The organism is Cupriavidus phytohabitans, assembly GCF_000426345.1.
In the GTDB taxonomy this organism is placed as follows: Bacteria; Pseudomonadota; Gammaproteobacteria; order Burkholderiales; family Burkholderiaceae; genus Cupriavidus.
This window is the reverse complement of the sequence record NZ_AUFE01000001.1, coordinates 201,340-221,150: the sequence shown is the minus strand read 5'-3', so window position 1 is coordinate 221,150 and position 19,811 is coordinate 201,340. Positions and strand designations below refer to the sequence as shown.

The 19,811-nt window shown below is 67.1% G+C and carries 19 protein-coding genes; 9 read left to right on the top strand and 10 right to left on the bottom strand.

Features of this window, described 5'->3' with window-relative positions; all coding sequences use genetic code 11:
• Positions 1-189 precede the first annotated feature (189 nt).
• The 3 genes from serA to K309_RS0101065 form a co-directional block, all read right to left on the bottom strand.
• The gene (gene serA, locus K309_RS0101075) at positions 190-1,413 is read right to left on the bottom strand and encodes a phosphoglycerate dehydrogenase (protein ID WP_029044692.1); all 1,224 of its coding nucleotides are present in this window, start codon (positions 1,411-1,413) and stop codon (positions 190-192) included.
• Positions 1,414-1,566: 153 nt separating this feature from the next.
• Positions 1,567-2,088, bottom strand: a complete 522-nt coding sequence (locus tag K309_RS0101070) for a hypothetical protein (protein WP_029044691.1) — start codon at positions 2,086-2,088, stop codon at positions 1,567-1,569.
• A gap of 117 nt (positions 2,089-2,205) precedes the next feature.
• A complete protein-coding gene (locus K309_RS0101065; RefSeq protein WP_029044690.1) occupies positions 2,206-2,400 on the bottom strand; it encodes a hypothetical protein in 195 nt (64 codons plus the stop codon).
• Between the two features lie 824 nt (positions 2,401-3,224).
• Here K309_RS0101065 and K309_RS0101055 point away from each other — a divergent pair.
• Genes K309_RS0101055 through K309_RS0101040 form a run of 4 tightly spaced genes read left to right on the top strand, consistent with a single transcriptional unit; the run spans position 3,225 to position 7,134 of the window.
• Positions 3,225-4,031, top strand: coding sequence for an HpcH/HpaI aldolase family protein (locus tag K309_RS0101055; protein ID WP_035876482.1), 807 nt, complete (start codon positions 3,225-3,227; stop codon positions 4,029-4,031).
• Complete coding sequence (glxR, locus tag K309_RS0101050) at positions 4,031-4,975, top strand: 2-hydroxy-3-oxopropionate reductase (protein ID WP_156914272.1); 945 nt, start codon at positions 4,031-4,033, stop codon at positions 4,973-4,975. Before K309_RS0101055 ends, glxR begins: the two co-directional genes overlap by 1 nt.
• Positions 4,976-4,977: 2 nt before the next feature.
• Entirely contained in the window at positions 4,978-6,132 is a 1,155-nt protein-coding gene (locus tag K309_RS0101045) for an L-talarate/galactarate dehydratase (RefSeq protein WP_035876473.1), read from the top strand.
• Between the two features lie 45 nt (positions 6,133-6,177).
• Positions 6,178-7,134, top strand: a complete 957-nt coding sequence (locus K309_RS0101040; protein ID WP_029044685.1) for a Bug family tripartite tricarboxylate transporter substrate binding protein — start codon at positions 6,178-6,180, stop codon at positions 7,132-7,134.
• Positions 7,135-7,346: 212 nt separating this feature from the next.
• Here the strand turns inward: K309_RS0101040 and K309_RS0101035 are convergent, their stop codons facing one another.
• Positions 7,347-8,039 (bottom strand): Crp/Fnr family transcriptional regulator, encoded by a 693-nt coding sequence (locus K309_RS0101035; protein ID WP_232232287.1) that lies wholly within the window; start codon positions 8,037-8,039, stop codon positions 7,347-7,349.
• 121 nt (positions 8,040-8,160) lie between these two features.
• On the opposite strand from K309_RS0101035, the gene K309_RS0101030 reads away from it, so the two are divergent.
• Positions 8,161-8,931: a class II aldolase/adducin family protein gene (locus K309_RS0101030; protein WP_029044683.1), complete on the top strand. Its 771-nt coding sequence runs from the start codon at positions 8,161-8,163 to the stop codon at positions 8,929-8,931.
• Between the two features lie 24 nt (positions 8,932-8,955).
• Positions 8,956-9,885 carry a 2-hydroxyacid dehydrogenase gene (locus tag K309_RS0101025; protein WP_029044682.1) on the top strand — a complete coding sequence of 310 codons (930 nt, stop codon included), beginning with the start codon at positions 8,956-8,958 and terminating at the stop codon, positions 9,883-9,885.
• A gap of 19 nt (positions 9,886-9,904) precedes the next feature.
• On the opposite strand, the gene K309_RS0101020 is transcribed toward K309_RS0101025, so the two are convergent.
• The 4 genes from K309_RS0101020 to K309_RS0101005 all read right to left on the bottom strand — a co-directional run bounded on the left by K309_RS0101020 (position 9,905) and on the right by K309_RS0101005 (position 13,838).
• Positions 9,905-10,477: a hypothetical protein gene (locus K309_RS0101020; RefSeq protein ID WP_369796387.1), complete on the bottom strand. Its 573-nt coding sequence runs from the start codon at positions 10,475-10,477 to the stop codon at positions 9,905-9,907.
• 156 nt (positions 10,478-10,633) lie between these two features.
• Entirely contained in the window at positions 10,634-11,542 is a 909-nt protein-coding gene (locus K309_RS0101015) for a DMT family transporter (protein WP_029044680.1), read from the bottom strand.
• 73 nt (positions 11,543-11,615) lie between these two features.
• Positions 11,616-12,632 carry a tripartite tricarboxylate transporter substrate binding protein gene (locus K309_RS0101010; protein WP_029044679.1) on the bottom strand — a complete coding sequence of 339 codons (1,017 nt, stop codon included), beginning with the start codon at positions 12,630-12,632 and terminating at the stop codon, positions 11,616-11,618.
• A gap of 24 nt (positions 12,633-12,656) precedes the next feature.
• Positions 12,657-13,838: a M20 aminoacylase family protein gene (locus K309_RS0101005; RefSeq protein WP_029044678.1), complete on the bottom strand. Its 1,182-nt coding sequence runs from the start codon at positions 13,836-13,838 to the stop codon at positions 12,657-12,659.
• Positions 13,839-13,992: 154 nt separating this feature from the next.
• Here K309_RS0101005 and K309_RS0101000 point away from each other — a divergent pair, with 154 nt between their 5' ends.
• Entirely contained in the window at positions 13,993-14,901 is a 909-nt protein-coding gene (locus K309_RS0101000) for a LysR family transcriptional regulator (protein WP_029044677.1), read from the top strand.
• Positions 14,902-15,030: 129 nt separating this feature from the next.
• On the opposite strand, the gene K309_RS0100995 is transcribed toward K309_RS0101000, so the two are convergent.
• A complete protein-coding gene (locus tag K309_RS0100995; RefSeq protein ID WP_029044676.1) occupies positions 15,031-15,381 on the bottom strand; it encodes a hypothetical protein in 351 nt (116 codons plus the stop codon).
• A 434-nt stretch (positions 15,382-15,815) separates the two neighbouring features.
• Between K309_RS0100995 and K309_RS0100990 the strand changes: the two genes are divergently transcribed.
• Positions 15,816-16,766, top strand: a complete 951-nt coding sequence (locus K309_RS0100990; protein ID WP_029044675.1) for a GlxA family transcriptional regulator — start codon at positions 15,816-15,818, stop codon at positions 16,764-16,766.
• Between the two features lie 485 nt (positions 16,767-17,251).
• Here the strand turns inward: K309_RS0100990 and K309_RS0100985 are convergent, their stop codons facing one another.
• Positions 17,252-18,571 carry an MFS transporter gene (locus K309_RS0100985; RefSeq protein WP_029044674.1) on the bottom strand — a complete coding sequence of 440 codons (1,320 nt, stop codon included), beginning with the start codon at positions 18,569-18,571 and terminating at the stop codon, positions 17,252-17,254.
• A gap of 143 nt (positions 18,572-18,714) precedes the next feature.
• On the opposite strand from K309_RS0100985, the gene cyoA reads away from it, so the two are divergent.
• Entirely contained in the window at positions 18,715-19,764 is a 1,050-nt protein-coding gene (cyoA, locus tag K309_RS0100980; protein ID WP_029044673.1) for a ubiquinol oxidase subunit II, read from the top strand.
• Positions 19,765-19,811 lie beyond the last annotated feature (47 nt).

The window sequence follows — 19,811 nt, the reverse complement described above, 5'->3', positions numbered from 1 at the left end:
ATCACTCCGCTGTCGGTGTAGTGCGGATGCAAGCCCCCGCGCGATGCGGTGCTGCCACTGCGCGACCGGAAGGGACAGTACATGCGCCACCTGATGTTAGTAGCCGCAATAGTGATTACTTGAGATTTGGAACAATGCTGTGACTATTGCACCGCAGCGGGGCAGGGCGCGAGGGCGCCCTGCATGGTTTCAGCCAGCCTGGCCATTACCTTCCCGCAGGATCAGGCGCGAGCGCGCGAAACCGGCGTGCGTGCGCAGGGCCTGCATCAGCTGCTCCGATGGAACGCGGTCGAGATCGGTCACCACATAGCCGGTGGTGCCGCGCGTCTGCAGGTGCTGGCCGGTGATGTTGACCCCCTCCTGCGCCAGCAGCGTGTTGAGCGCGGCCAGCGCACCCGGCGCGTTGCCATGCACGTTGAGCAGCCGCGCCGGCGACTGCAGCGGGCCTGGATCGACCTCGGGAAAATTCACCGCCCCGATGGTGCCGCCGGTCGCCAGGAAGTGCGCCAGCTTGGCCGCGACCTCGGCGCCAATGTTCTCCTGCGCCTCTTCGGTGCTGCCGCCGACGTGCGGGGTCAGCAGGACGTTGGACAGGTTCTGCAGCTCGCTGACGAACGGATCGCTGTTGGTCTTGGGCTCTTGCGGGAACACATCGATGGCAGCACCGCCCAGGCGTTCTTCGCGCAGCGCCGCGGCCAGCGCGGCAATGTCGACCACGCTGCCGCGCGAGGCATTGATCAGGATCGCGCCAGGCTTGAACGCGGCCAGCACGCTCGCGTCGATCATGTTCTTGGTGCGCGGCGTGGCAGGGACATGCAGCGTTACCACCTCGGCCTGCGACACCGCTTCCTCGAGCGAACCCGCGGCGCGCGCAGAGCCGTGCGAGAGCCGCGCCAGCACGTCATAGTAGACCACGCGCATGCCCATCGATTCGGCCAGCACGCCGACCTGCGAACCGATATTGCCGTAGCCGATGATGGCGATGGTCTTGCCGCGCGCCTCGAAGGCGCCGCTCGCGCCCTTGGCCCACTTGCCGGCATGCGCCAGCGTGTTTTTCTCGGGAATCCGCCGCAGCAGCATCACCGCTTCGGACACGACCAGTTCGGCCACCGAGCGCGTGTTGGAAAAGGGCGCGTTGAATACCGGAATGCCCGCATGCGTAGCGGCCTCCAGGTCGACCTGCGAGGTGCCGATGCAGAAGCAGCCGATCGACAGCAGGCCCGGGGCGCGGTGGATATCGTCGCCGCGCAGGTGCGTGGCCGAGCGGATGCCGACCACGTCGTGGCTGGCCAGCACTTCGTGCAATTCAGGACCGGCCAGTGCGCCGTTACGGCGCTCGACCTGCAGGCCGGCTTCAGCCAGCCGTGCGGTGGCGCTCTGGTGGATGTTCTCGAGCAGGATCGCAGTGGTCACGTTCGTCTTCCGCCTGGAGGGATGGGTACCCCTCCATTCTGCGCGCAAAACAGCGTGGGGCCACGGGAGTCCCTGCTGCCGGCAATGGCACCGGCGTTAACACCGTCATACTTGGGTTGGGGCAACGCGCCCCGTGCGTTGCCCCATGCCGGTTCAGCGCGAGCGGCGCGAGTCGCCGCCGAGCGGGTCGACGATGATCATGGTCTGGCGCAGCACCCCGCCGTCATCGAAGTAGGCGCTGAAATGCGCGGACTGCAGGCCGTCCTTGTACATCCGCCACGACCACGCTTCGCGCTTCATCAGGGGATAGTACTGGATGGGTTCGCGGGGCATGCCGAAATGCTCCTGCATGTCTTTCTTGGTCCAGACATTGACCTGGGCACGATAGACCTCCGTTTCGGTCAGCATCTGGCGGTAATTGGTCAGCTTGCCGCCGGCATCGAAATCGGCGGCATAGACCTCATGCCCGAAGGGCTGGCGCGACCACAGCCAGCGGGTGGTGCCGTCGGCCAGGCGGAAGGTCTCGGTGGGTGGGCCGAAGGTCTGGCGCACGGCGCTTTCCGGGCTGCCGATCAACTTCTGGCCGGTCTGTACGGGCTGCAGCGTGGCGCAGCCCCCGAGCGTGCCGGCCAGCCATGCGGCCGCGCACAGGCGGCCGGCCAGCCGAAGTTGCATGCGAAGCTGCATGGCGTTCTCCTGCGGGCGTCATGCCCGCATCCGCCATTCTCCGACTAGTGCGATGGCCGGCGCAACAGGACCCCGCGTGCCGGGAAGCCTGTTGCCGCCGGCAGGTCAGCAGCGGCCCTTCTTGGCCTGCCCCGGGGGGCAGAAGGATTCGTTGCCGTACGGGTCGACACGGCAATTGCCCTTCTTGGCCTGGCCCGGCGGGCAGCCGGGACCCCCGCCGCCGTAGGTGTCATATGGGGCAACCACGCAGCCACCAAGCAGGACGCTGCAGGCAGCGAGCAAGGCCAGGACTGGTTTCATTGATTTCTCCTTATTGTGGGGATCTGGATGCGCCCGAGGATACTGCTTTGATCTGGCGTCAATTGTAAGGAATCGTGAATAGGCTTGCGCCACGAGTGGGGCCGGGAATGGGGCTGCAGATGCGGTGCTGCAGATGCGTGCGGAGAGACCCCCGCGTCCGACACTACGGCAGGTGCCTGCCGGGCAGCCGGGCCGCCGGCGCGCCGTTGGGTCGCGCAGCTTGAGTGGCGGAGCCTTGCCGGCGCGCAGTGCCGGCCTTGGCCTGCCTGGAACCGTGAGGCGCAGCCATCCGGCGTTCGCCGTCAATGCGTTCCCCGGGCGCGGAGAATGCCCCGATCCTGACGGGCTCGCCCATGCCGCCGGTGACGTGCTGCGCATGGGCGGTGGCGGAGGCCGCGAGCAACGCGGCGATAACAAGAGGAAGGGCAGGGAGGCGATGCATGGAACGTTCCGGTCGTCGGTGCCCTACGGCACGCGGCAGACAGATGTGTCGCGGCTTCGTGCGGGCCACGGGAGCATAGTCGAGCTCCCGGGTCATGGGTGTAATCGATTGTTAATTGGCCGCCACCCGCTGTCTTCATTCTGGCGCAGGGCTCTCCGCTATTGCTTCTTTCGTCAGTCATCCTATGACATGGATGGGTGTGGCAAACAGCATTTTGGCCTGGAACGCCTTACATCCGGCTGGATTTGGTGGCGTAAAATCAATATTTCGTACACTGCACCGCAGATTCCTAGGGAATCCCGGGTAATCCCCAGCGCAATCTTTTCCGCAGTCTCGTAGAATGTTGTACGACGACGTATTACGCTGCCAACAGAGACCCCAAATGCGCGAAAACCGGATCCGAAAGATGTGGGCGGCAGGCCAGGCGGTGGTGAATGGCTGGCTTTCCATTCCCAGCGCCTTTGCCGCCGAGACCATGGCCCACCAGGGCTGGGACTCGCTCACCATCGACCTGCAGCACGGCGCGCTCGACTACGCCGATGCACTGGCACTGCTGACCGCGATCTCGACCACGGACACCGTGCCGGTCGTGCGCGTGCCATGGAACGAGCCCGGCATCCTGATGAAGGTGCTCGACGCTGGCGCATACGGCGTGATCTGCCCGATGGTCAACACCCGCGCCGATGCCGAGCGCCTGGTGGCCGCCACGCGTTACCCGCCGCTGGGCACGCGCAGCTTCGGGCCGATCCGCGGGCTGCTGTACGGCGGCGCCGACTACGCTCAGCACGCCAACGACACCGTGGTGGTGCTGGCGATGATCGAGACCCGCCAAGGGCTGGAAAACCTGGACGAGATCCTGTCGGTCGACGGGCTCGACGGCGTCTATATCGGCCCGTCCGACCTGTCGCTCGCGCTTGGCTGCCGGCCGACCTTCGACGACGTCGACCCGCCGGTGGCACAGGCCATCGAGCACGTGGCTGCCCGTGCCAGGGCGCACGGGCGTGTCGCGGGCGTCCATAACGGTGCGCCGGCGGCGGCGTTGCGCCGCATCGGGCAAGGCTTCGGCTTCGTCACGGTCAGTTCCGATGCGCGCCTGATGGCCGCGGGGGCCCAGCAGGTCATGGCCGAAATGCGCGCCGGACAGCCACGGCAGACGGCAGCGCCGGCGCCCGACAACGCCGGCTACTAGTGGCCGGGCACCAAACAACACCAAACAATACCGAACCGCACCGCACGCAAGGAGAGCAAAACGTGAAACTCGGATTCATTGGCCTTGGCATCATGGGCAGCCCGATGGCGCAGAACCTGATCGCCGGCGGGCATGAAGTCAGGCTGTCGAGCCGCAGCGGCGCGCCGCAGGCACTGGTCGACCTGGGCGGCATCGCCTGCGCGTCGGCCCGCGAAGTGGCGCAGGGCGCCGACATCATCTTCCTGATGGTGCCCGACACCCCGCACGTGGAAGCGGCGCTGTTCGGCGAAGACGGCGTGGCCGCCGGCCTGGGCCCGGGCAAGATCGTGGTCGACATGAGCTCGATCTCGCCGATCGCGACCAAGGGATTCGCCAGCCGCATCAACGCGCTCGGCTGCCGCTACCTCGACGCGCCGGTGTCCGGCGGCGAGGTCGGCGCGCGCAACGCCACGCTGTCGATCATGGTCGGCGGCCCGGAAGACACGTTCGCGACCGTGCGCCCGCTGTTCGAACTGATGGGCAAGAACATCACGCTGGTCGGCGACAACGGTGCCGGCCAGACCGCCAAGGTGGCCAACCAGATCATCGTGGCGCTGAACATCGAGGCCGTGGCCGAGGCGCTGCTGTTCGCCGCCAAGGCCGGCGCCGACCCGGCGCGCGTGCGCCAGGCGCTGATGGGCGGCTTTGCCTCGTCCAAGGTGCTGGAGGTGCATGGCGAACGCATGATCAAGCGCACCTTCGAGCCCGGCTTCCGCATCGGGCTGCACCAGAAAGACCTGAACCTCGCCCTGTCCAATGCGCGCGAGATGGGCCTGTCGCTGCCCAACACGGCGACTTGCCAGGAGCTGTTCAACGCCTGCGCGAGCCACGGCGGCGCCGGCTGGGACCATTCCGCGCTGGTGCGCGCGCTGGAGCTGATGGCCAACCACGAGATCGGATCCTGAACATGACCGCAACCGCAGCTTCCCCTCAACCCGCCGACAGCATCGCCTGGATCCGGCTGTCCTCCAGCTACCTGCCGCTGGCCACTCCGATCAGCGACGCCAAGGTGCTGACCGGCCGGCAGAAGCCGATGACCGAGGTCGCGATCCTGTTCGCCGAGATCCGCACCGCCAACGGCCACGAGGGGCTGGGCTTCAGCTACAGCAAGCGCGCGGGCGGCCCGGGCCAGTTCGCGCACGCGGCCGAGATCGCGCCGGCGCTGATCGGTGAAGACCCGAGCGATATCGCGCGGCTGTGGGACAAGCTGTGCTGGGCTGGGGCTTCGGTCGGCCGCAGCGGCTTGTCGACGCAGGCCATCGGCGCCTTCGACGTAGCGCTGTGGGACCTCAAGGCCCGGCGCGCCGGCCTGTCGCTGGCCAAGCTGCTGGGCGCGCATCGTGATGCGGTGCGCTGCTACAACACCTCGGGCGGTTTCCTGCATACGCCGCTGGACCAGCTGATGGTCAATGCCGCGGCATCGGTCGAGCGCGGCATCGGCGGCATCAAGCTGAAAGTGGGCCAGCCCGACGGCGCCCTCGACATCAAGCGCGTGGCCGCGGTGCGCGAGCACCTGGGCGACGCGGTGCCGATCATGGTCGACGCCAACCAGCAATGGGACCGCCCGACCGCGCAGCGCATGTGCCGCACCTTTGAATCGTTCAACCTGGTGTGGATCGAAGAGCCGCTCGACGCCTACGACCACGAAGGCCACGCCGCGCTGGCGACGCAGTTCGACACCCCGATCGCCACCGGCGAAATGCTGACCAGCGCCGCCGAGCACTGGGACCTGATCCGCCACCGCGCCGCTGACTACCTGATGCCCGATGCGCCGCGGGTAGGCGGCATCACGCCCTTCCTAAAGGTGGCGGCCCTGGCCGAGCACGCGGGGCTGATGCTTGCGCCGCATTTTGCGATGGAACTGCATGTACATCTTGCCGCCGCGTATCCGCGCGAGCCGTGGGTCGAGCATTTCGACTGGCTCGAGCCGCTCTTCAACGAGCGCCTGCAGATCAGCGACGGCCGCATCCGGGTGCCGACCGCGCCGGGGCTCGGCCTGAGCCTCAGCGAGCAGGCCAGGGCCTGGACGCGCCAGCAGGCGGAATTCGGCCAGCAGCCATAAGCACGACATAGAGAAACAAGACACACAGCACACAGGAGACAACCCATGAAAAAGCTGATCGTATCCCTGCTGCTTGGCGCAGCCATGGCCACCGCGCACGCCGCCTGGCCGGAAAAACCCGTCACGCTGCTGGTGCCGTTCCCCGCGGGCGGCTCAAGCGACAACGTCGCCCGCATCCTGGGCGCCAAGATGCAGTCGCAGTTCGGCGGCAGCTTCGTGGTCGACAACAAGCCGGGCGCGGCCGGCATGATCGGCGCCGCCATGGTCAAGCGCGCCCCGGCGGACGGCTACACCGTGTTCGTGTCGTCGCTGGGTCCGTTCGTGATCGGGCCGCACCTGACCAAGAACGCCGGCTACGATCCGCTCAAGGATTTCGACTACATCAGCGTGGCGGTGCAGGCGCCCAATGTGCTGGCCGTCCCCGCCAGCTCGCCGCACAAGAGCCTGCAGGACGTGATTGCCTACGAGAAGGCCCATCCCAGCAAGATGACCTTCGCCTCGGCTGGCAACGGCACCAGCGACCACCTGACCGCCGAGCTGTTCTGGCAGCAGACCGGCACCACCGGCCTGCACGTGCCGTACAAGGGCGGCGCGCCGGCGCTGAACGACCTGCTGGGCGGGCAGGTCGATGCCACCTTCATGAACATCAACACCGCGATCCCGCATATCAAGGCGGGCAAGCTGCGCGCGCTGGCCATCACCAGCAGCAAGCGCTCGCCGATCCTGCCTGACGTGCCGACGATGGATGAGGCGGGCGTAAAGGGCGTGACGGTCTACTCGTGGCAGGCCGTGGCGGCGCCGAAGGGGCTGGCGCCGGAGATCAAGGCCAAGCTGCATGCGGCCGTGGTCGCGGCGCTCAACGATCCCGCGGTCAAGCCCAAGCTGCTCGACCTGGGCTTCGAGATCGTCGCCAATACGCCGGAGCAGTTCACGGCGTTCCAGGCGGCGGAGTATGCGCGCTGGAAGAAGGTGATCGAGGTGGGCAAGATCACGGCTGACTGAGAGCAGGCGGTCAGACCCCTGGTTTGCTCCCCTCTCCTGCTTGCGGGAGAGGGGCAGGGGTGAGGGTGGGCGTTTGGCAAGCACGATGCCGGGTCACTCCGTGGGTATTCCGACCCTCACCCCCACCCCTCTCCCACTTCGCGGGAGAGGGGAGCCTTTGCGAGGGGCGGCAGCAAGCGCCATCCCGTTTGCCCGTTTCCAATTCTCAGCGCTCAGCGCCGCGCCAGCCGCTTGAGCGCCCCCGGCTCCAGCAGTTCGATCTGCCGGTACTGGCGCCGGATCCACCCGGCGTCTTCCCATGCCTGCAGATACTTGGCCACCGTCTGGCGCGAGCGGTTGACCATGTCGCCCAGGTCTTCGGCGCTGATATGCACGATATGGTCGGTGCGGTCGGCCAGCTCCAGCAGCCGCGCCGCCATGCGCGCATCGACCGGCGCCTGCGCTGCACTCTCGGCGTGGTCGAAGGCCACGCGCAGCCGCGCGCAGATCTGCTGCACGATCAACTGCATCCCCTCGGGGTGCTGCGCCAGGATCCGGTCGAACGCGCGCCGGTCCAGCACCAGCAACTCGGTATTGCCGACCGCGAAGGCGTCATGCGTGCGCGGCTTGCCGTCGAGCAGCGAGATCTCGCCGAACCAGCGGCCGCGCCCGATCACCGAATACACCGACTCGCGCCCGCCGCTGCTGACGCGGCTCATGCGCACGCGTCCCGACACCACCATGCAGAAGTAAGTCGGCGGGTCGCCGCGCGCAAAGACCATCTCGCCATCGGCAAAGCGCAGCCGGCGTGCCGCGCCGGCCACGGCGTCGAGCACACCGGGCGGCGCATTGCGCAGCCAGCCGCTGGCCAGCACGCCGCGCGGCAGCGCCCGCACGGGTTCGATGCGCTTCACTTTGCTGGCCACCTGATCTCTCATTGCCGTTCCGGTTGAGCCGAGATTGTCCAATACTTAACAGACTTTGGCACGGTGCGCCGCGACAATGCCTGCGTCCAGTCACATATCTCACCCCCGGGAGACTACGCAGATGGCGCAGATCCAGCTCGTCGATTCAGTAAGGGACCGCGTTTCCGACGCGGAATGGCAAATGCGCGTCGACCTTGCCGCGGCCTACCGGCTGGTGGCCCACTTCGGCTGGGACGACCTGATCTTCACGCACATCTCGGCGCGCGTGCCCGATGCGCCGGACCAGTTCCTGATCAACCCGTACGGCATGATGTTCGACGAAATCACCGCGTCGAGCCTGGTCAAGGTCGACCATGAGGGCCAGCCGGTGCTGGAGACGCCGTACGACGTCAACCCGGCCGGCTTCATCATCCACAGTGCCGTGCACGAGGCGCGCCCCGAAGTCGGCTGCGTGATGCACACCCATACTTCGCACGGCGTCGCGGTCTCGGCGCAGCAGGCGGGCTTGCTGCCGATCTCGCAGCAATCGATGTTCGCGCTGACCGGCCTGGCCTACCACGACTATGAAGGCGTGGCGCTGCGCGAAGACGAGAAGGCGCGGCTGGTGGCCGACCTGGGCCGCTGCAAGCAGATGATCCTGCGCAACCATGGCCTGCTGACGTGCGGGCGCACCGTGTCCGATGCGTTCCTGACCATGTACACGCTGGAGTCCGCCTGCCGCATCCAGATCCTGGCGCAGAGCGGCGGCACGCCGCTGACCACGGTGCCGGAATCCGCCAGCGCCAACATGGGCCAGCAGGCGCGCCAGGCCACCAAGGGCAAGGGCTCCAACCTGGCCTGGCCGGGCCTGCTGCGCCGGCTCGATCGCATCAACCCCGACTATCGCAACTGAGCCGCAACCGAGCCGCAACTGACCATGGCCATCCTTGTTCACCTGCCGTCGTTCATGGCGGTCCCCATCACGGCCTTGCTGCGCGAGCAAGCGCCGGATATCACCGTCTGGAACGGCCGCGAAGCCGCCGTGCCGGAAGACGTCGAGGCCATCATCGCCTGGGGCCTCAAGCCGGGCGTGCTGCCGGCCTACCCGAAGCTGCGGCTGGTCTGCGCCGCCACCGCCGGCGTCGACAAGCTGCTGGCCGCGCCCGACCTGCCGCAGGACATGCCGGTCACGCGCATTGTCGATCCGGGCCAGCAGACCGGCATCGCCCACTTCGTGCTGGCCATGGCGCTGCGCCATACGCGTGAACTGGGTATGTATGCCGAGCAGCGGCGCCGCGGCGAATGGAAGCGCCATCGCGGGCGCGCGCTGTCGCGCTGCCGCGTGGGCGTGCTGGGGCTGGGGGAGATCGGCAGCGAGGTGGCGCGTATGTTCGCGGCCATTGGCTTTCCGGTGGCGGGCTGGAGCCGCAGCCCCAAGCACCTTCCCGGCGTGGCGGACTTTACCGGCGACGACGGGCTGGATGCCATGCTGGCGCAGACCGATATCCTGGTCTGCACGCTGCCGCTGACGCCGCAGACCAACGGCATGCTCGACCGCAAGACGCTGTCGCGGTTGCCGCAGGGTGCCTACTTCATCAACGTGGGGCGCGGCGAGCATGTGGTGGAAGCCGATCTGCTTGCGCTGATCGACGAAGGCCACCTTGCCGGCGCGGCGCTGGACGTGTTCGCCAAGGAGCCGCCGGCGGCCGACGACCCGGTCTGGACCCACCCGCGCATCGAAGCGACGCCGCATATCGCCGCCGATCCTTCGTACGAGCTGGTAGCGCAGCAGTGCATCGAAAACCTGCGCCGCGCGCGCGACGGACGCCCGTTGCTGAACCAGGTCGACCGGCAGGCCGGCTACTGAGCGGCGCGCCCGGGTTACGTTACAGCGGCGCGGGCTGCGGCGCTGCCGGTGCGGACGCAGCGGCCGGCTTGCTGCCGGCGCCGCTGTAGGAGAAGTACTTTGCCTTGGCGTTGCGGGCCCAGTAGGCCACGGTGAAGTGCTTGCCGTCACGGCCGTACAGCAGTTCCAGGCTGCCATTGGCCGCGGCCCATTCCGCATAGCCGTTCTCCGCCGAGGCTTCGGTCTTGCGCAGCGAGGCGTAGCGGGCATCGAGCTTGCCGCGCACGTCTTCCAGCGCCGAACGGTCGAAGGTCATGGTGATCAACGCCACCGTATCCTGCGCGTCGCAGTTCAGCGTCACGCGCGTCAGGCCGGGGAGGTGGAAGCGCTCCAGGCGCTTGAGCTCCACCGTATCGCCGCCGGCCCATTCTGACCTGCCGGTGCGGGCATGGTTTTCCGCCGGGGCGAGCCGCGCGCATTTCGACTTGCCAAGCTCCAGGCCGAGCGGTGCCGCGGTGTTGGCCGCGGCAGCGGTGGCGTTGGTGGCGCTGGCGGTGGCATTGGCCGTTGCCTGCGGCGCGGCTTGCGCGGCAAATGCTGCAAACGTGGCCAGCAGCGCGGCGCGGTGAGGGAAAGCCTTCTTCATCATCAGGGTGCTGAACGGATTCACGGGGTCGGATCGATAGGTCACCGCGGATTCTACGGCTTTTCCCGTGCGCACCTGCAGGGCAGGGCACAACTCGACCCACGACAGCCCTCGCACAGCCGCTCACCGCCGCTGCGCCAGCCAGATCCCCGCCCCGATCGCCGCCAGCCCGACCCCGTGATACCACCGCGGCCAGTCGCCCAGCAGCAGCGTCGACAATAGCGCCGCGAACACCGGCGTCAGCGTGATGAAGAACACAGGCAGCTGCGCGCCGGCCCGGGCAATGGCGCGGTCCCAGGCGAAGTAGGCCAGAAGCGAGGGAATCGTCGCCACGTAGAGCAGTATCGCGGCGACCTTGCCGTTCCATGGCAGCGGCTGGTCCTGGGCCATCAGTTCCCATACCGTCACCGGCGCGCTCGCCAGCACGCCGGCGACGATCTGCGAAAACAGCAGTACCGGCAGCGGTACGTCGGGCCGTTGCTTGCGCAGCAGCCAGGTATAGGCGCTCCAGGCAATGGTGGCGGCCAGCATGTAGAGGTCGCCGGGCACGAGGTCCAGCTGGGCCAGTCGCGCCGGCTCTCCACGCACCAGCACGAAGGACACGCCGACCAGACACAGCAACGCACCGGCGACCTGCACTGGCTTGACGCGTTCGCGGAAGAACAGCGCGCCAATCACGATCAGGAACAGCGGCGTGGACGCGCCGATCAGCGTCACGTTGATCGGGGTCGACGTGGTCAGTGCCAGGTACTGCAGCGCGTTATAGCTGCCGATGGACAGCACGCCCATGGCCGCGATCACGCCGGCGTGCCGGCGCAGCGCCGCACGATGTTCCAGCACGCCGCGCCAGGCGAATGGCGCCAGCAGCAGGCCAGCCAGCACCCAGCGCACAGCATTCAGCGTGATCGGCGGAATCGTGCCGGCGGCGAGGCGGCCGACGATGGCGTTGCCGGCCCAGCTCAGCGGCGGAAAAGTCAGCAGGAACAGGGTGGTCCAGTCGATGCGTCCGGAGCCGGCGCGGCTTGCTTGCATGGCGAAGGCGATGTTGGGCGAATCGCGCATTATCCGCCAACACCGGCATGGTCCGCAGCGGCGGGGCCGAAAATCAGGCGTTGGTCTTGCGTCCCACGCTGCGGATCAGCTGCGTGACCCGCGTCATGTACTGGTCGAACGCCTGGTTCGCCTGCGCCTGGCTGTCGATGGGTCTGGCGACGGTGCGTCCTTCCGCCTCCAGCTTGGCCAGGATATCCGGCTTGGCCAGCGCTTCGCCGATCGCCTTGCGCAGCACCGCTACCCGGTCCGCGGGCGTGCCGGCCTTGACGAAGTAGCCGCCGCCGATGGTGTATTCGAAGTCGGGAATCTGCTTGCTTTGCGAGATCAGCGGGACATGCTTCAGCGCCGGCGGCAGTGCCCTGGAGAAACTGGTCAGGATGCGCAGCCGGCCCTGCTGCTGCATGGCGTCGAAGCTCGACTGGTAGGGCAGGATGGCAAAGTCGACTTCGCCGCCGGCCAGGCCCTGCAGTGCCGGCGCGCCGCCCTTGTATGGCACGTGCAGCAGCGGTGCGCCGAGCCTGGCGGCCAGCGCGTCGCCCATCAGGTGATAGATCGAGTCGATGCCGACGGTCGCATAGGTCAGCGGCTTGGCCTTGCTCTGCTTCGCCAGGTCAAGGAACTTGTCCAGGCTGTCAGCGGCCAGGCCATTCCTGGCCATCAGCACGATATTGGCATCGCTGATCGGCGCGGCCAGCATGAAGTCCTGCGGCTTGTAGCGCGCGGCCGGATTCAGCAGCGGGGCCAGGAACACCTCGTTGATCGAGCCGTGGAAGAAGGTGTAGCCATCGGCGGGTGCGGCCAGCACCTTGTTGGCACCGATCAGGCCGGTGCCGCCGCCGTAGTTCTCGACCACGACCTGCTGCCTGACGCTCTTGCCGATCGATTCCCCGAAGATCCGGGCAGAGGTATCGCTGGCCCCGCCGGCCGGGTACGGCACCACCAGCGCCAGCGGCCGGGCGGGGAAGTTTTCCGCGGCAAGCGCGGGAAGGGAGGCCAGTGCGCCCAGTGCCGGGCTGCCGGCCGCACAGCCGGCCAGTTGCAGGAAGCGGCGGCGGTTCAGTGAATACATGAGGACTCCCGAAAAAAGCGTTGCTCAAACCAGGTAGCTCTGCGCCAGGTGCGCCCAGAATGCGGCGCCCACGGGCAAGGCCTTGTCATTGAAGTCGTACTGGGGGTTGTGGACCATGCAGCCGCCGTCCTCGCCCAGGCCGTTGCCGAGCCGGATATAGGCGCCGGGCCGCTGCTCCAGCATGTAGGCGAAATCTTCGCTGCCCATGACCGGCGGGCGCTCGACCACGTTGTCGGTGCCTACCAGCCGGATGGCGGCCTGGCGTGCGTACTCGGTCTGCACGGCGTGATTGACCAGCACCGGGTACTTGCGCTCATAGACCACCTCGGACTGGAGCTGGTAGCTCTGCGCCTGCGCGGTGACGAACTCGCGGATGCGCGTTTCCACCAGGGTGCGCACCCTCGGGTCGAGCGTGCGCACGCCGATCTTGATGGTCGCGCTTTCCGGCACGACGTTGTAGGTGCTGCCGGCCTGGATCGAGCCCACCGTGATGACGGCCGACTTCAGCGCATCGATCTCGCGGCTGACAATCGACTGCAGGCCCAGCACGATGCTGGCCGCGCATTGCATCGGGTCGATGCCGTGGTGCGGCATGGCGCCATGCGCGCCGCGGCCGTGCAGCGTGACCGTGGCGCGGTCGAACGATGCCATGGCCGGGCCCGCGATCACGCCGATCTGGCCAACCGGCATTCCCGGCGAGTTATGCAGCGCGTAGACCTCGTCGCACGGGAAGCGCTCGAACAGGCCGTCCTCCAGCATGTGCAGCGCGCCGCCTTCGTTTTCCTCGGCCGGCTGGAAGATCAGGTTGAGCGTGCCGTTGAAATCGACCGACTCGGCCAGGTATTTCGCCGCGCACAGCAGGATCGCCGTGTGCCCGTCATGGCCGCAGGCGTGCATCTTGCCGGCGATGGTGCTGGCATAGTCCAGGCCGGTCTGCTCCTGGATCGGCAGCGCATCCATATCGGCGCGGATGCCGAGTGCCTTGCCGCCGTCGCCCTTGCGCAGGGTGCCGACCACGCCGGTCGTGCCCAGGCCGCGATGCACCGCGTAACCCCACGCCGCCAGCTGTTCGGCGACCAGGTCGCTGGTGCGGCGCTCCTCGAAGGCGAGCTCGGGATGGGCGTGGATCTGGTGGCGGATCCGGACGAACTCGGGCGCAATGGCCTGGACGGCCTGACGCAGGCTGGCGGTGGGGGACTGGGTCATGAATGTCGGCGTACGTGGTATTCCGGCCTATTCTCCACGCCCTTGGTCGCGGCATCCATGACAAGGTTTGGGAAGAAACGTTGTATAAATAGCAACAATCAAAAAAAAGCCTCGCTCGACCGGGAGGCAGGATCAGGCAAGAAGGAGCAAAGACATGGATGACGTGCTGGACCGCAAGCGGGCGCTGTGCCTGCTGCAGATCATTGAGACCGGCACGGTGCGCGGCGCGGCCGAGGTGCTCGAGCTGGACCCTTCGGTAGTAAGCCGCGCCGTGGCCAAGCTGGAGCAGGACACCGGCCTGACGCTGCTGGAGCGGCGCGGGCGCGGCGTGGTCGCCACCGACGCGGGGCGCCTGCTGGCGCTGTTCGCGCGGCGCCAGCAGGATCTGAACGACACCTTCCTGGCCGAGGTCAACAACCTGAAGAACGCCAGGCGCGGCCATGTCGAGCTCGTCTTCGGCGAGGGCTTCGTCGACCTGGTGCTCGAGCCGGTGCTGCAGGGGTTCCTGAGCAAGCATCCCGACGTCACCTGCAGCATTCAGGTGGCGGGCACCGACGAAACCGTCCGCCATATCCTGGAAGACCTGGCGCATATCGGCTTTGTTTTCCAGCCGCCCGACGATGTGCGCCTGCGCTCGCACTATTCACGGCTGTCGCCGATCCGCGTGCATGTGCGCAAGGACCATCCGCTCGCGCGGCGCCGGCGCGCGCTGACGCTGGCGGACCTGGCTGCGCACCAGGGTGCGGCGCTGGCTGAATCATTTGGCGTGCGCAAGCACGTGCAGGCGGCGGAGCTGGACGAGCACATCACGCTTAAGCCGATGCTGGTGACCAACTCATTCAAGGTGCTGTGGGAGTTTGCCGCGATGGGGCTGGGCTACATCCTGACGCCGCGCTCGGTGCCGCTGAAAGGGGCGCAGTTCAGGCAACTGGTGTCGCTGCCGCTGGCCAACCCGATTCTGAACAACAGCCGCATCCATATCATTTCGCGGGCGGGCAGGCACCTTTCGCCGGTGGCCAGCAGCATGCTGCGGCATGTGATGAAGGCCTTCCCGCTGATCTGATCAAGCGGGCAGGGCATCGTTGCATCCAGTGCAACGGATAGCCTGCTCGCTTGTCATGCGCCGGAAGCGGAGCGGTGGCGCTGCGGCCTCGCGCGGCTATTGCTGGCGTAGCGGCGGCATGCCGCATCCTCACGCGTGCGCACCGTCCAGGTAGGGATCGATTGCGCGCGCCGGGTCGGCGGAGGGGCCGGTGCGGTCCAGGCCGGCGAGGGTGCGTGCGCCGTCGCTGTATGGGTCGACGTTGCGCGCGCCGTCGGCAAACGGGCTGCGCGCGTCCTGCACGCCGCGAGCGCCATCGGTGAACGGGCTGCGTGCGTCCTGCACGCTGCGCGCGCCATCGGCGAACGGGCTGCGTGCGTCCTGGACGGCGCGGGCGCCTTCGCTGAACGGGTCGCGCGCGCTCGGTGCGGCTTGTGCGCCAGCGGCGGCAGCGGCGAGGGCGATGGCGAGGACGAGGCGTCGGGTGAATTGGGTAGCCATGATCGGTTTCCTTTATGTCAGTGGATCTGTCTCGGTTTGCGTATCTGCGCGGCCGGGGCGTCGTCTTCGTCGTCTTTGCCGCCGGGCCACGAGAGGAATTAAAGGAGACCGGTGTATCTGCCCTGTAGCGGGTCAGCGGCGATTCTGTCTGGACACGTATCGATGTTTGCCGCGGATACAAAGCGGTACAAACGCGTGCCCGGGGATGCCGTTTGCGAGCGGCAGTCAGCCGCGCCACGCCCGTGCCGGGCGCCGGGCCCGTCACACGAAAGATCCGGGCTCAGGTGCGCCGCGCGCAGCTTCGATGGCCCGGCCGTCCGGAACTCAATGGGAAGCAAAGGGTTCGTCGCACGCGACCCCATGATCCGGGGCACAATGGCGTGGCATCAAAAACCGAGGATGCCACCTTTTCTGCCACACAAGGACGTCCGATCATGCATCACGTAGCGCTCGCCCTGTACCCTGGCTTCCAGGCGATGAACCTGGCGGTTACAACGGTGCTGGAGTTCACCAACCGGACGCTCGGCACGCCGCTGTACCAGGTCCACCTGCTGTCGGAGCAGGGCGGGCCGGTGATGTGTTCCGGCGGTTTCGCCGTGAGCACCGAGCCGTTCGGCAGGCGCCGCTTCGATACCGTGCTGGTGGTCGGCGACAACGACATCACGCCCACGCCGCCGGCGCTGGTCAGGTTCCTGCAGCGAGCGGCGCGCACCTCGCGGCGCATTGGCGCCACCTGCACCGGGGCCTTCAACCTGGCGGAGGCCGGGCTGCTGGATGGCCGCCGCGCCACCACGCACTGGTACTACGCGGAGCAGCTGCGGCGGCGCTTTCCCAACGTGGGCGTGGAAGAGGACCGCATCTTCATCATCGACGGCCCGGTATGGACGTCGGCCGGCATGTCAGCCTGCATCGACCTGGCACTGGCGCTGGTGGAGAAAGACGCCGGCGGCGCGGTCGCGCGCGACGTGGCGAAAAAGCTGGTCGTGTACCACCGCCGTGCCGGCGGGCAATCGCAGTTCTCGGCCTTGCTCGACCTGGAGCCGCGCTCCGACCGCATCCGCGCCGCGCTGGACTTTGCGCGGCAGAACCTGCAAAGCGAGCTCTCCGTGGAGCAGCTGGCAGAGGCGGCACACCTGAGCCCGCGGCAGTTCGCGCGCGCTTTCCGGGACGAGACTGGCCAGACGCCGGCGAAGGCCGTCGAGCACCTGCGCGTGGAAGCCGCGAGGCTGATGATGGAGAGCGGGCGCCATGCCATCGACGTGGTGGCGCGGGACACCGGATTCGGCGACCGCGAGCGCATGCGGCGGGCGTTCCTGCGGGCCTTTGGCCAGCCGCCGCAGGCGATCCGACGCCTGGCGCGAGGCGTCGAAACGCCGGCGGCATAGCGGGCGGCATAGCGGGCGGCAAAGCACGCTGAAGACGCAGGCCTGCCGCATGAGCCTGCAGGCATCCTTCACGCACGTTGAAACCCTCTTGTAATAACCACCTGGCGGAATTGCACTGGTCACTGGCGCGCCGGCGGCCCCTCCGTTATCCCGGCGCAGCATACTGCCCGCGCTCCATGGAAAAGTGCATACGGCTCCACGGCACGTTTGTTGCTGGACAAAGGGAAGGTGAGCCATCCGGCCCGTCACCTCGTCCACGTCCCTACGGACATCACAAAGGAGCCGCCATGAATATCGTCTGGCTAGTTGGCGCGGTTGTCATCATCCTCGCGGTGCTCAGCTTCTTCGGCCTGCGCTGATCGATGGCTGACCATCGCCTGGTGCTGCGGCGGCTTGTCACCGCGTCCGCAGCGCCGGCATTTTCGTTCTTCTTTTTCTTTCTTTTTGTCCTGAATGTCCTCAACGGGGCGCGTACCGGGCGCGCCCTACAACTCCGGCGTTCCCAGCGCCCGGCTGATACGCAGTGCCGCCAGCGTGCTGATCACCCCGGACAGCAGGTAAAGACTCACCGCCACCAGTCCGAACAGCGACGACAGCCCCAGTGCCACGAGCGGCGCAAACGCGGCGCCAAACAACCAGCCGAAATCCGTGGTCAGCGCCGCCCCGGTGTAGCGGAAGCGGCGTTCGAAGTTGGAGGTCACCACGCCCGCCGCCTGCCCGTACGACAGCCCCAGGAGGCCGAATCCGACCAGGATGAAAATATTCTGGCCAGTGGCGCCGCCGCCCAGCAGCCACGGCGTGACCAGGCTGAAGACACCGATCAGCACCGCCATCGTCGCCAGCGTCGTGCGGCGGCCGATGCGGTCCGCCAGCCAGCCCGAGATAAGAGTGCCGATAAACGCGATAAAGCCGCCCGCGATCTGCACGGCCAGCACCTCGGAAATGGTCTGCTCCTGGTGCAGCACCGCCCACGACAGCGGAAACACCGTGACCAGGTGGAACAGCGCATAGCTGGCCAGCGCCGCGAACGCGCCCAGGAAGATGTTGAAGCCCTGCGCATTGACCATCTGCAGCGTGCTGATCGGCTCCAGTTCGTCTTCTTCGAGCAGCTGCGTGTATTCGTGCGTGACCACCAGCCGCAGCCGCGCGAACAGCGCCACCACGTTGATGGCAAAGGCCACGTAGAACGGATAGCGCCAGCCCCATTCGATGAACTCTTGCGGGGTCAGGCTGACATGCAGGAACAGGAACAGCGACCCGGCGATGATAAAACCGGAGGGCGCGCCAAGCTGGCCCACCATCGCATACCAGCCACGCTTGTCTTCCGGCGCGTTCAGCGCCAGCAGCGACGGCAGGCCGTCCCATGAACCGCCGAAGGCAATGCCCTGCAGGAAGCGGAACAGTGCCAGCAGGTAGATCGATACGGCCCCGATCGACGCGTACGACGGCAAGAACGCAATCCCCACCGTGGCGGTGCCGAGCAGGAACAGCGACGCAGTCAGCTTGATGCCGCGGCCCCAGCGCCGCTGGATGCGCATGAACAGCGCCGTGCCGAACGGCCGCCCGATGAAGGCGAAGGAAAAGATCGTGAAGCTGTACAGCAGCCCGGCCAGCTCGCTCGCGAACGGAAAGTAGACCGCCGGGAAGACAAGCACGGAAGCGATGCCGTACACGAAGAAATCGAAGTACTCAGACGCTCGCCCGATCACCACGCCCGTGGCGATTTCGGCAGGGGCCACCTCATGGTGGCCGGGGGCCGGAGGTGCAGTCGGCGACGCTCGATGCTGGTGGGTCAGGCTGGCCATCGTCAGTCTCCTCTCGACAGGAGTGCTTCGATACTGCACTTAATCTCGCACAGTCACAAGAATAGCGCCTAAACTGCCTTAGAAAATCGAAAGGTGGATTCATCGGTGCTTGCCGACATTCCTCAGACGCCACTTTAGTGACTATGGGCCACTTCGACGCTGCCGTACCGCATTTCCGTGTGCCAAGAAGAAGACTACTGCAAGGATGTGGCGCGGTAGCCGCGCTGGCGTGCCTGTCCGGCTGTCAGGCAGTGTTGCTTTCGCCATCCGGCGACATGGCCGTGCGACAGCGCGACCTGATCATCATCGCCACCTGCCTGATGCTGCTGATCATCGTGCCGGTGATCATCCTCACGCTGGTATTCGCGTGGCGCTATCGTGAAAGCGCGACCGCGCCCTACAACCCCGACTGGGACCATTCCACGGTGCTGGAGCTCGCCATCTGGGCCGCGCCGCTGCTGATCATCATCGCGCTGGGCGCGGTGACCTGGGTCAGCACCCACCAGCTCGATCCCTATCGGCCGCTCACGCGCATCGACGCCAACCGGCCCGTTACCGCCGACGTCAAGCCGCTGCCGGTGCAGGTGGTGGCCATGGACTGGAAGTGGCTGTTCCTGTATCCGGAGCAGGGCATCGCCACGGTCAACGAGGTGGCAGCGCCGGTGGACCGGCCCATCGCCTTCCACATCACCGCCACCTCGGTGATGAACGCATTCTTCGTGCCGTCGCTGGCCGGCATGGTCTACGCCATGCCCGGCATGGAAACCAAGCTGCACGCTGTGATCAACAAGCCCGGCGAGTACGAGGGCATGTCGGCCAACTACAGCGGCGAGGGCTTCACCAACATGCGCTTCAAGTTCCACGGGCTGTCGAATGAAGACTTCGACCGCTGGATCCAGCAGGTCAAGTCCTCGGGCCAGGGCTTGTCGACGGATGCCTACCTGCAGCTCGCGCAGCCCAGCGAGCGCGTGCCGGTGCAGCGCTATGCCAACGTGGCGCCCGGCCTCTATGACCTGATCCTGAACCGCTGCGTGAGCGGTGGCCGGTGCATGGCCGATACCATGGCACTCGACCGCAGCCGCGGCAAGTTCGACCCGTCACGCGAGATCTGCACCGCGAGCAACACCCAGGCGGTTGCGCCTGCCTTCGCGGCCGGCGTTGCCCGCAACGAGGGCCGGCTGCTGCTGCAGTAAGGCGCGGATCTCCCGGTTTTTCATTTCTCCCAGCGGTACTGGCCAGC

Excerpts from the sequence above, each read along its gene's own strand:
- K309_RS0101070 (WP_029044691.1), bottom strand. The coding sequence starts at position 2,088 with ATGCAACTTCGGCTGGCCGGCCGCCTGTGCGCGGCCGCATGGCTGGCC.
- K309_RS0101065 (WP_029044690.1), bottom strand. The coding sequence starts at position 2,400 with ATGAAACCAGTCCTGGCCTTGCTCGCTGCCTGCAGCGTCCTGCTTGGT.
- K309_RS0101055 (WP_035876482.1), top strand. The coding sequence starts at position 3,225 with ATGCGCGAAAACCGGATCCGAAAGATGTGGGCGGCAGGCCAGGCGGTG.
- K309_RS0101045 (WP_035876473.1), top strand. The coding sequence starts at position 4,978 with ATGACCGCAACCGCAGCTTCCCCTCAACCCGCCGACAGCATCGCCTGG.
- K309_RS0101040 (WP_029044685.1), top strand. The coding sequence starts at position 6,178 with ATGAAAAAGCTGATCGTATCCCTGCTGCTTGGCGCAGCCATGGCCACC.
- K309_RS0101030 (WP_029044683.1), top strand. The coding sequence starts at position 8,161 with ATGGCGCAGATCCAGCTCGTCGATTCAGTAAGGGACCGCGTTTCCGAC.
- K309_RS0101025 (WP_029044682.1), top strand. The coding sequence starts at position 8,956 with ATGGCCATCCTTGTTCACCTGCCGTCGTTCATGGCGGTCCCCATCACG.
- K309_RS0101015 (WP_029044680.1), bottom strand. The coding sequence starts at position 11,542 with ATGCAAGCAAGCCGCGCCGGCTCCGGACGCATCGACTGGACCACCCTG.
- K309_RS0101010 (WP_029044679.1), bottom strand. The coding sequence starts at position 12,632 with ATGTATTCACTGAACCGCCGCCGCTTCCTGCAACTGGCCGGCTGTGCG.
- K309_RS0101005 (WP_029044678.1), bottom strand. The coding sequence starts at position 13,838 with ATGACCCAGTCCCCCACCGCCAGCCTGCGTCAGGCCGTCCAGGCCATT.
- K309_RS0101000 (WP_029044677.1), top strand. The coding sequence starts at position 13,993 with ATGGATGACGTGCTGGACCGCAAGCGGGCGCTGTGCCTGCTGCAGATC.
- K309_RS0100995 (WP_029044676.1), bottom strand. The coding sequence starts at position 15,381 with ATGGCTACCCAATTCACCCGACGCCTCGTCCTCGCCATCGCCCTCGCC.
- K309_RS0100990 (WP_029044675.1), top strand. The coding sequence starts at position 15,816 with ATGCATCACGTAGCGCTCGCCCTGTACCCTGGCTTCCAGGCGATGAAC.
- K309_RS0100985 (WP_029044674.1), bottom strand. The coding sequence starts at position 18,571 with ATGGCCAGCCTGACCCACCAGCATCGAGCGTCGCCGACTGCACCTCCG.
- cyoA (WP_029044673.1), top strand. The coding sequence starts at position 18,715 with ATGGGCCACTTCGACGCTGCCGTACCGCATTTCCGTGTGCCAAGAAGA.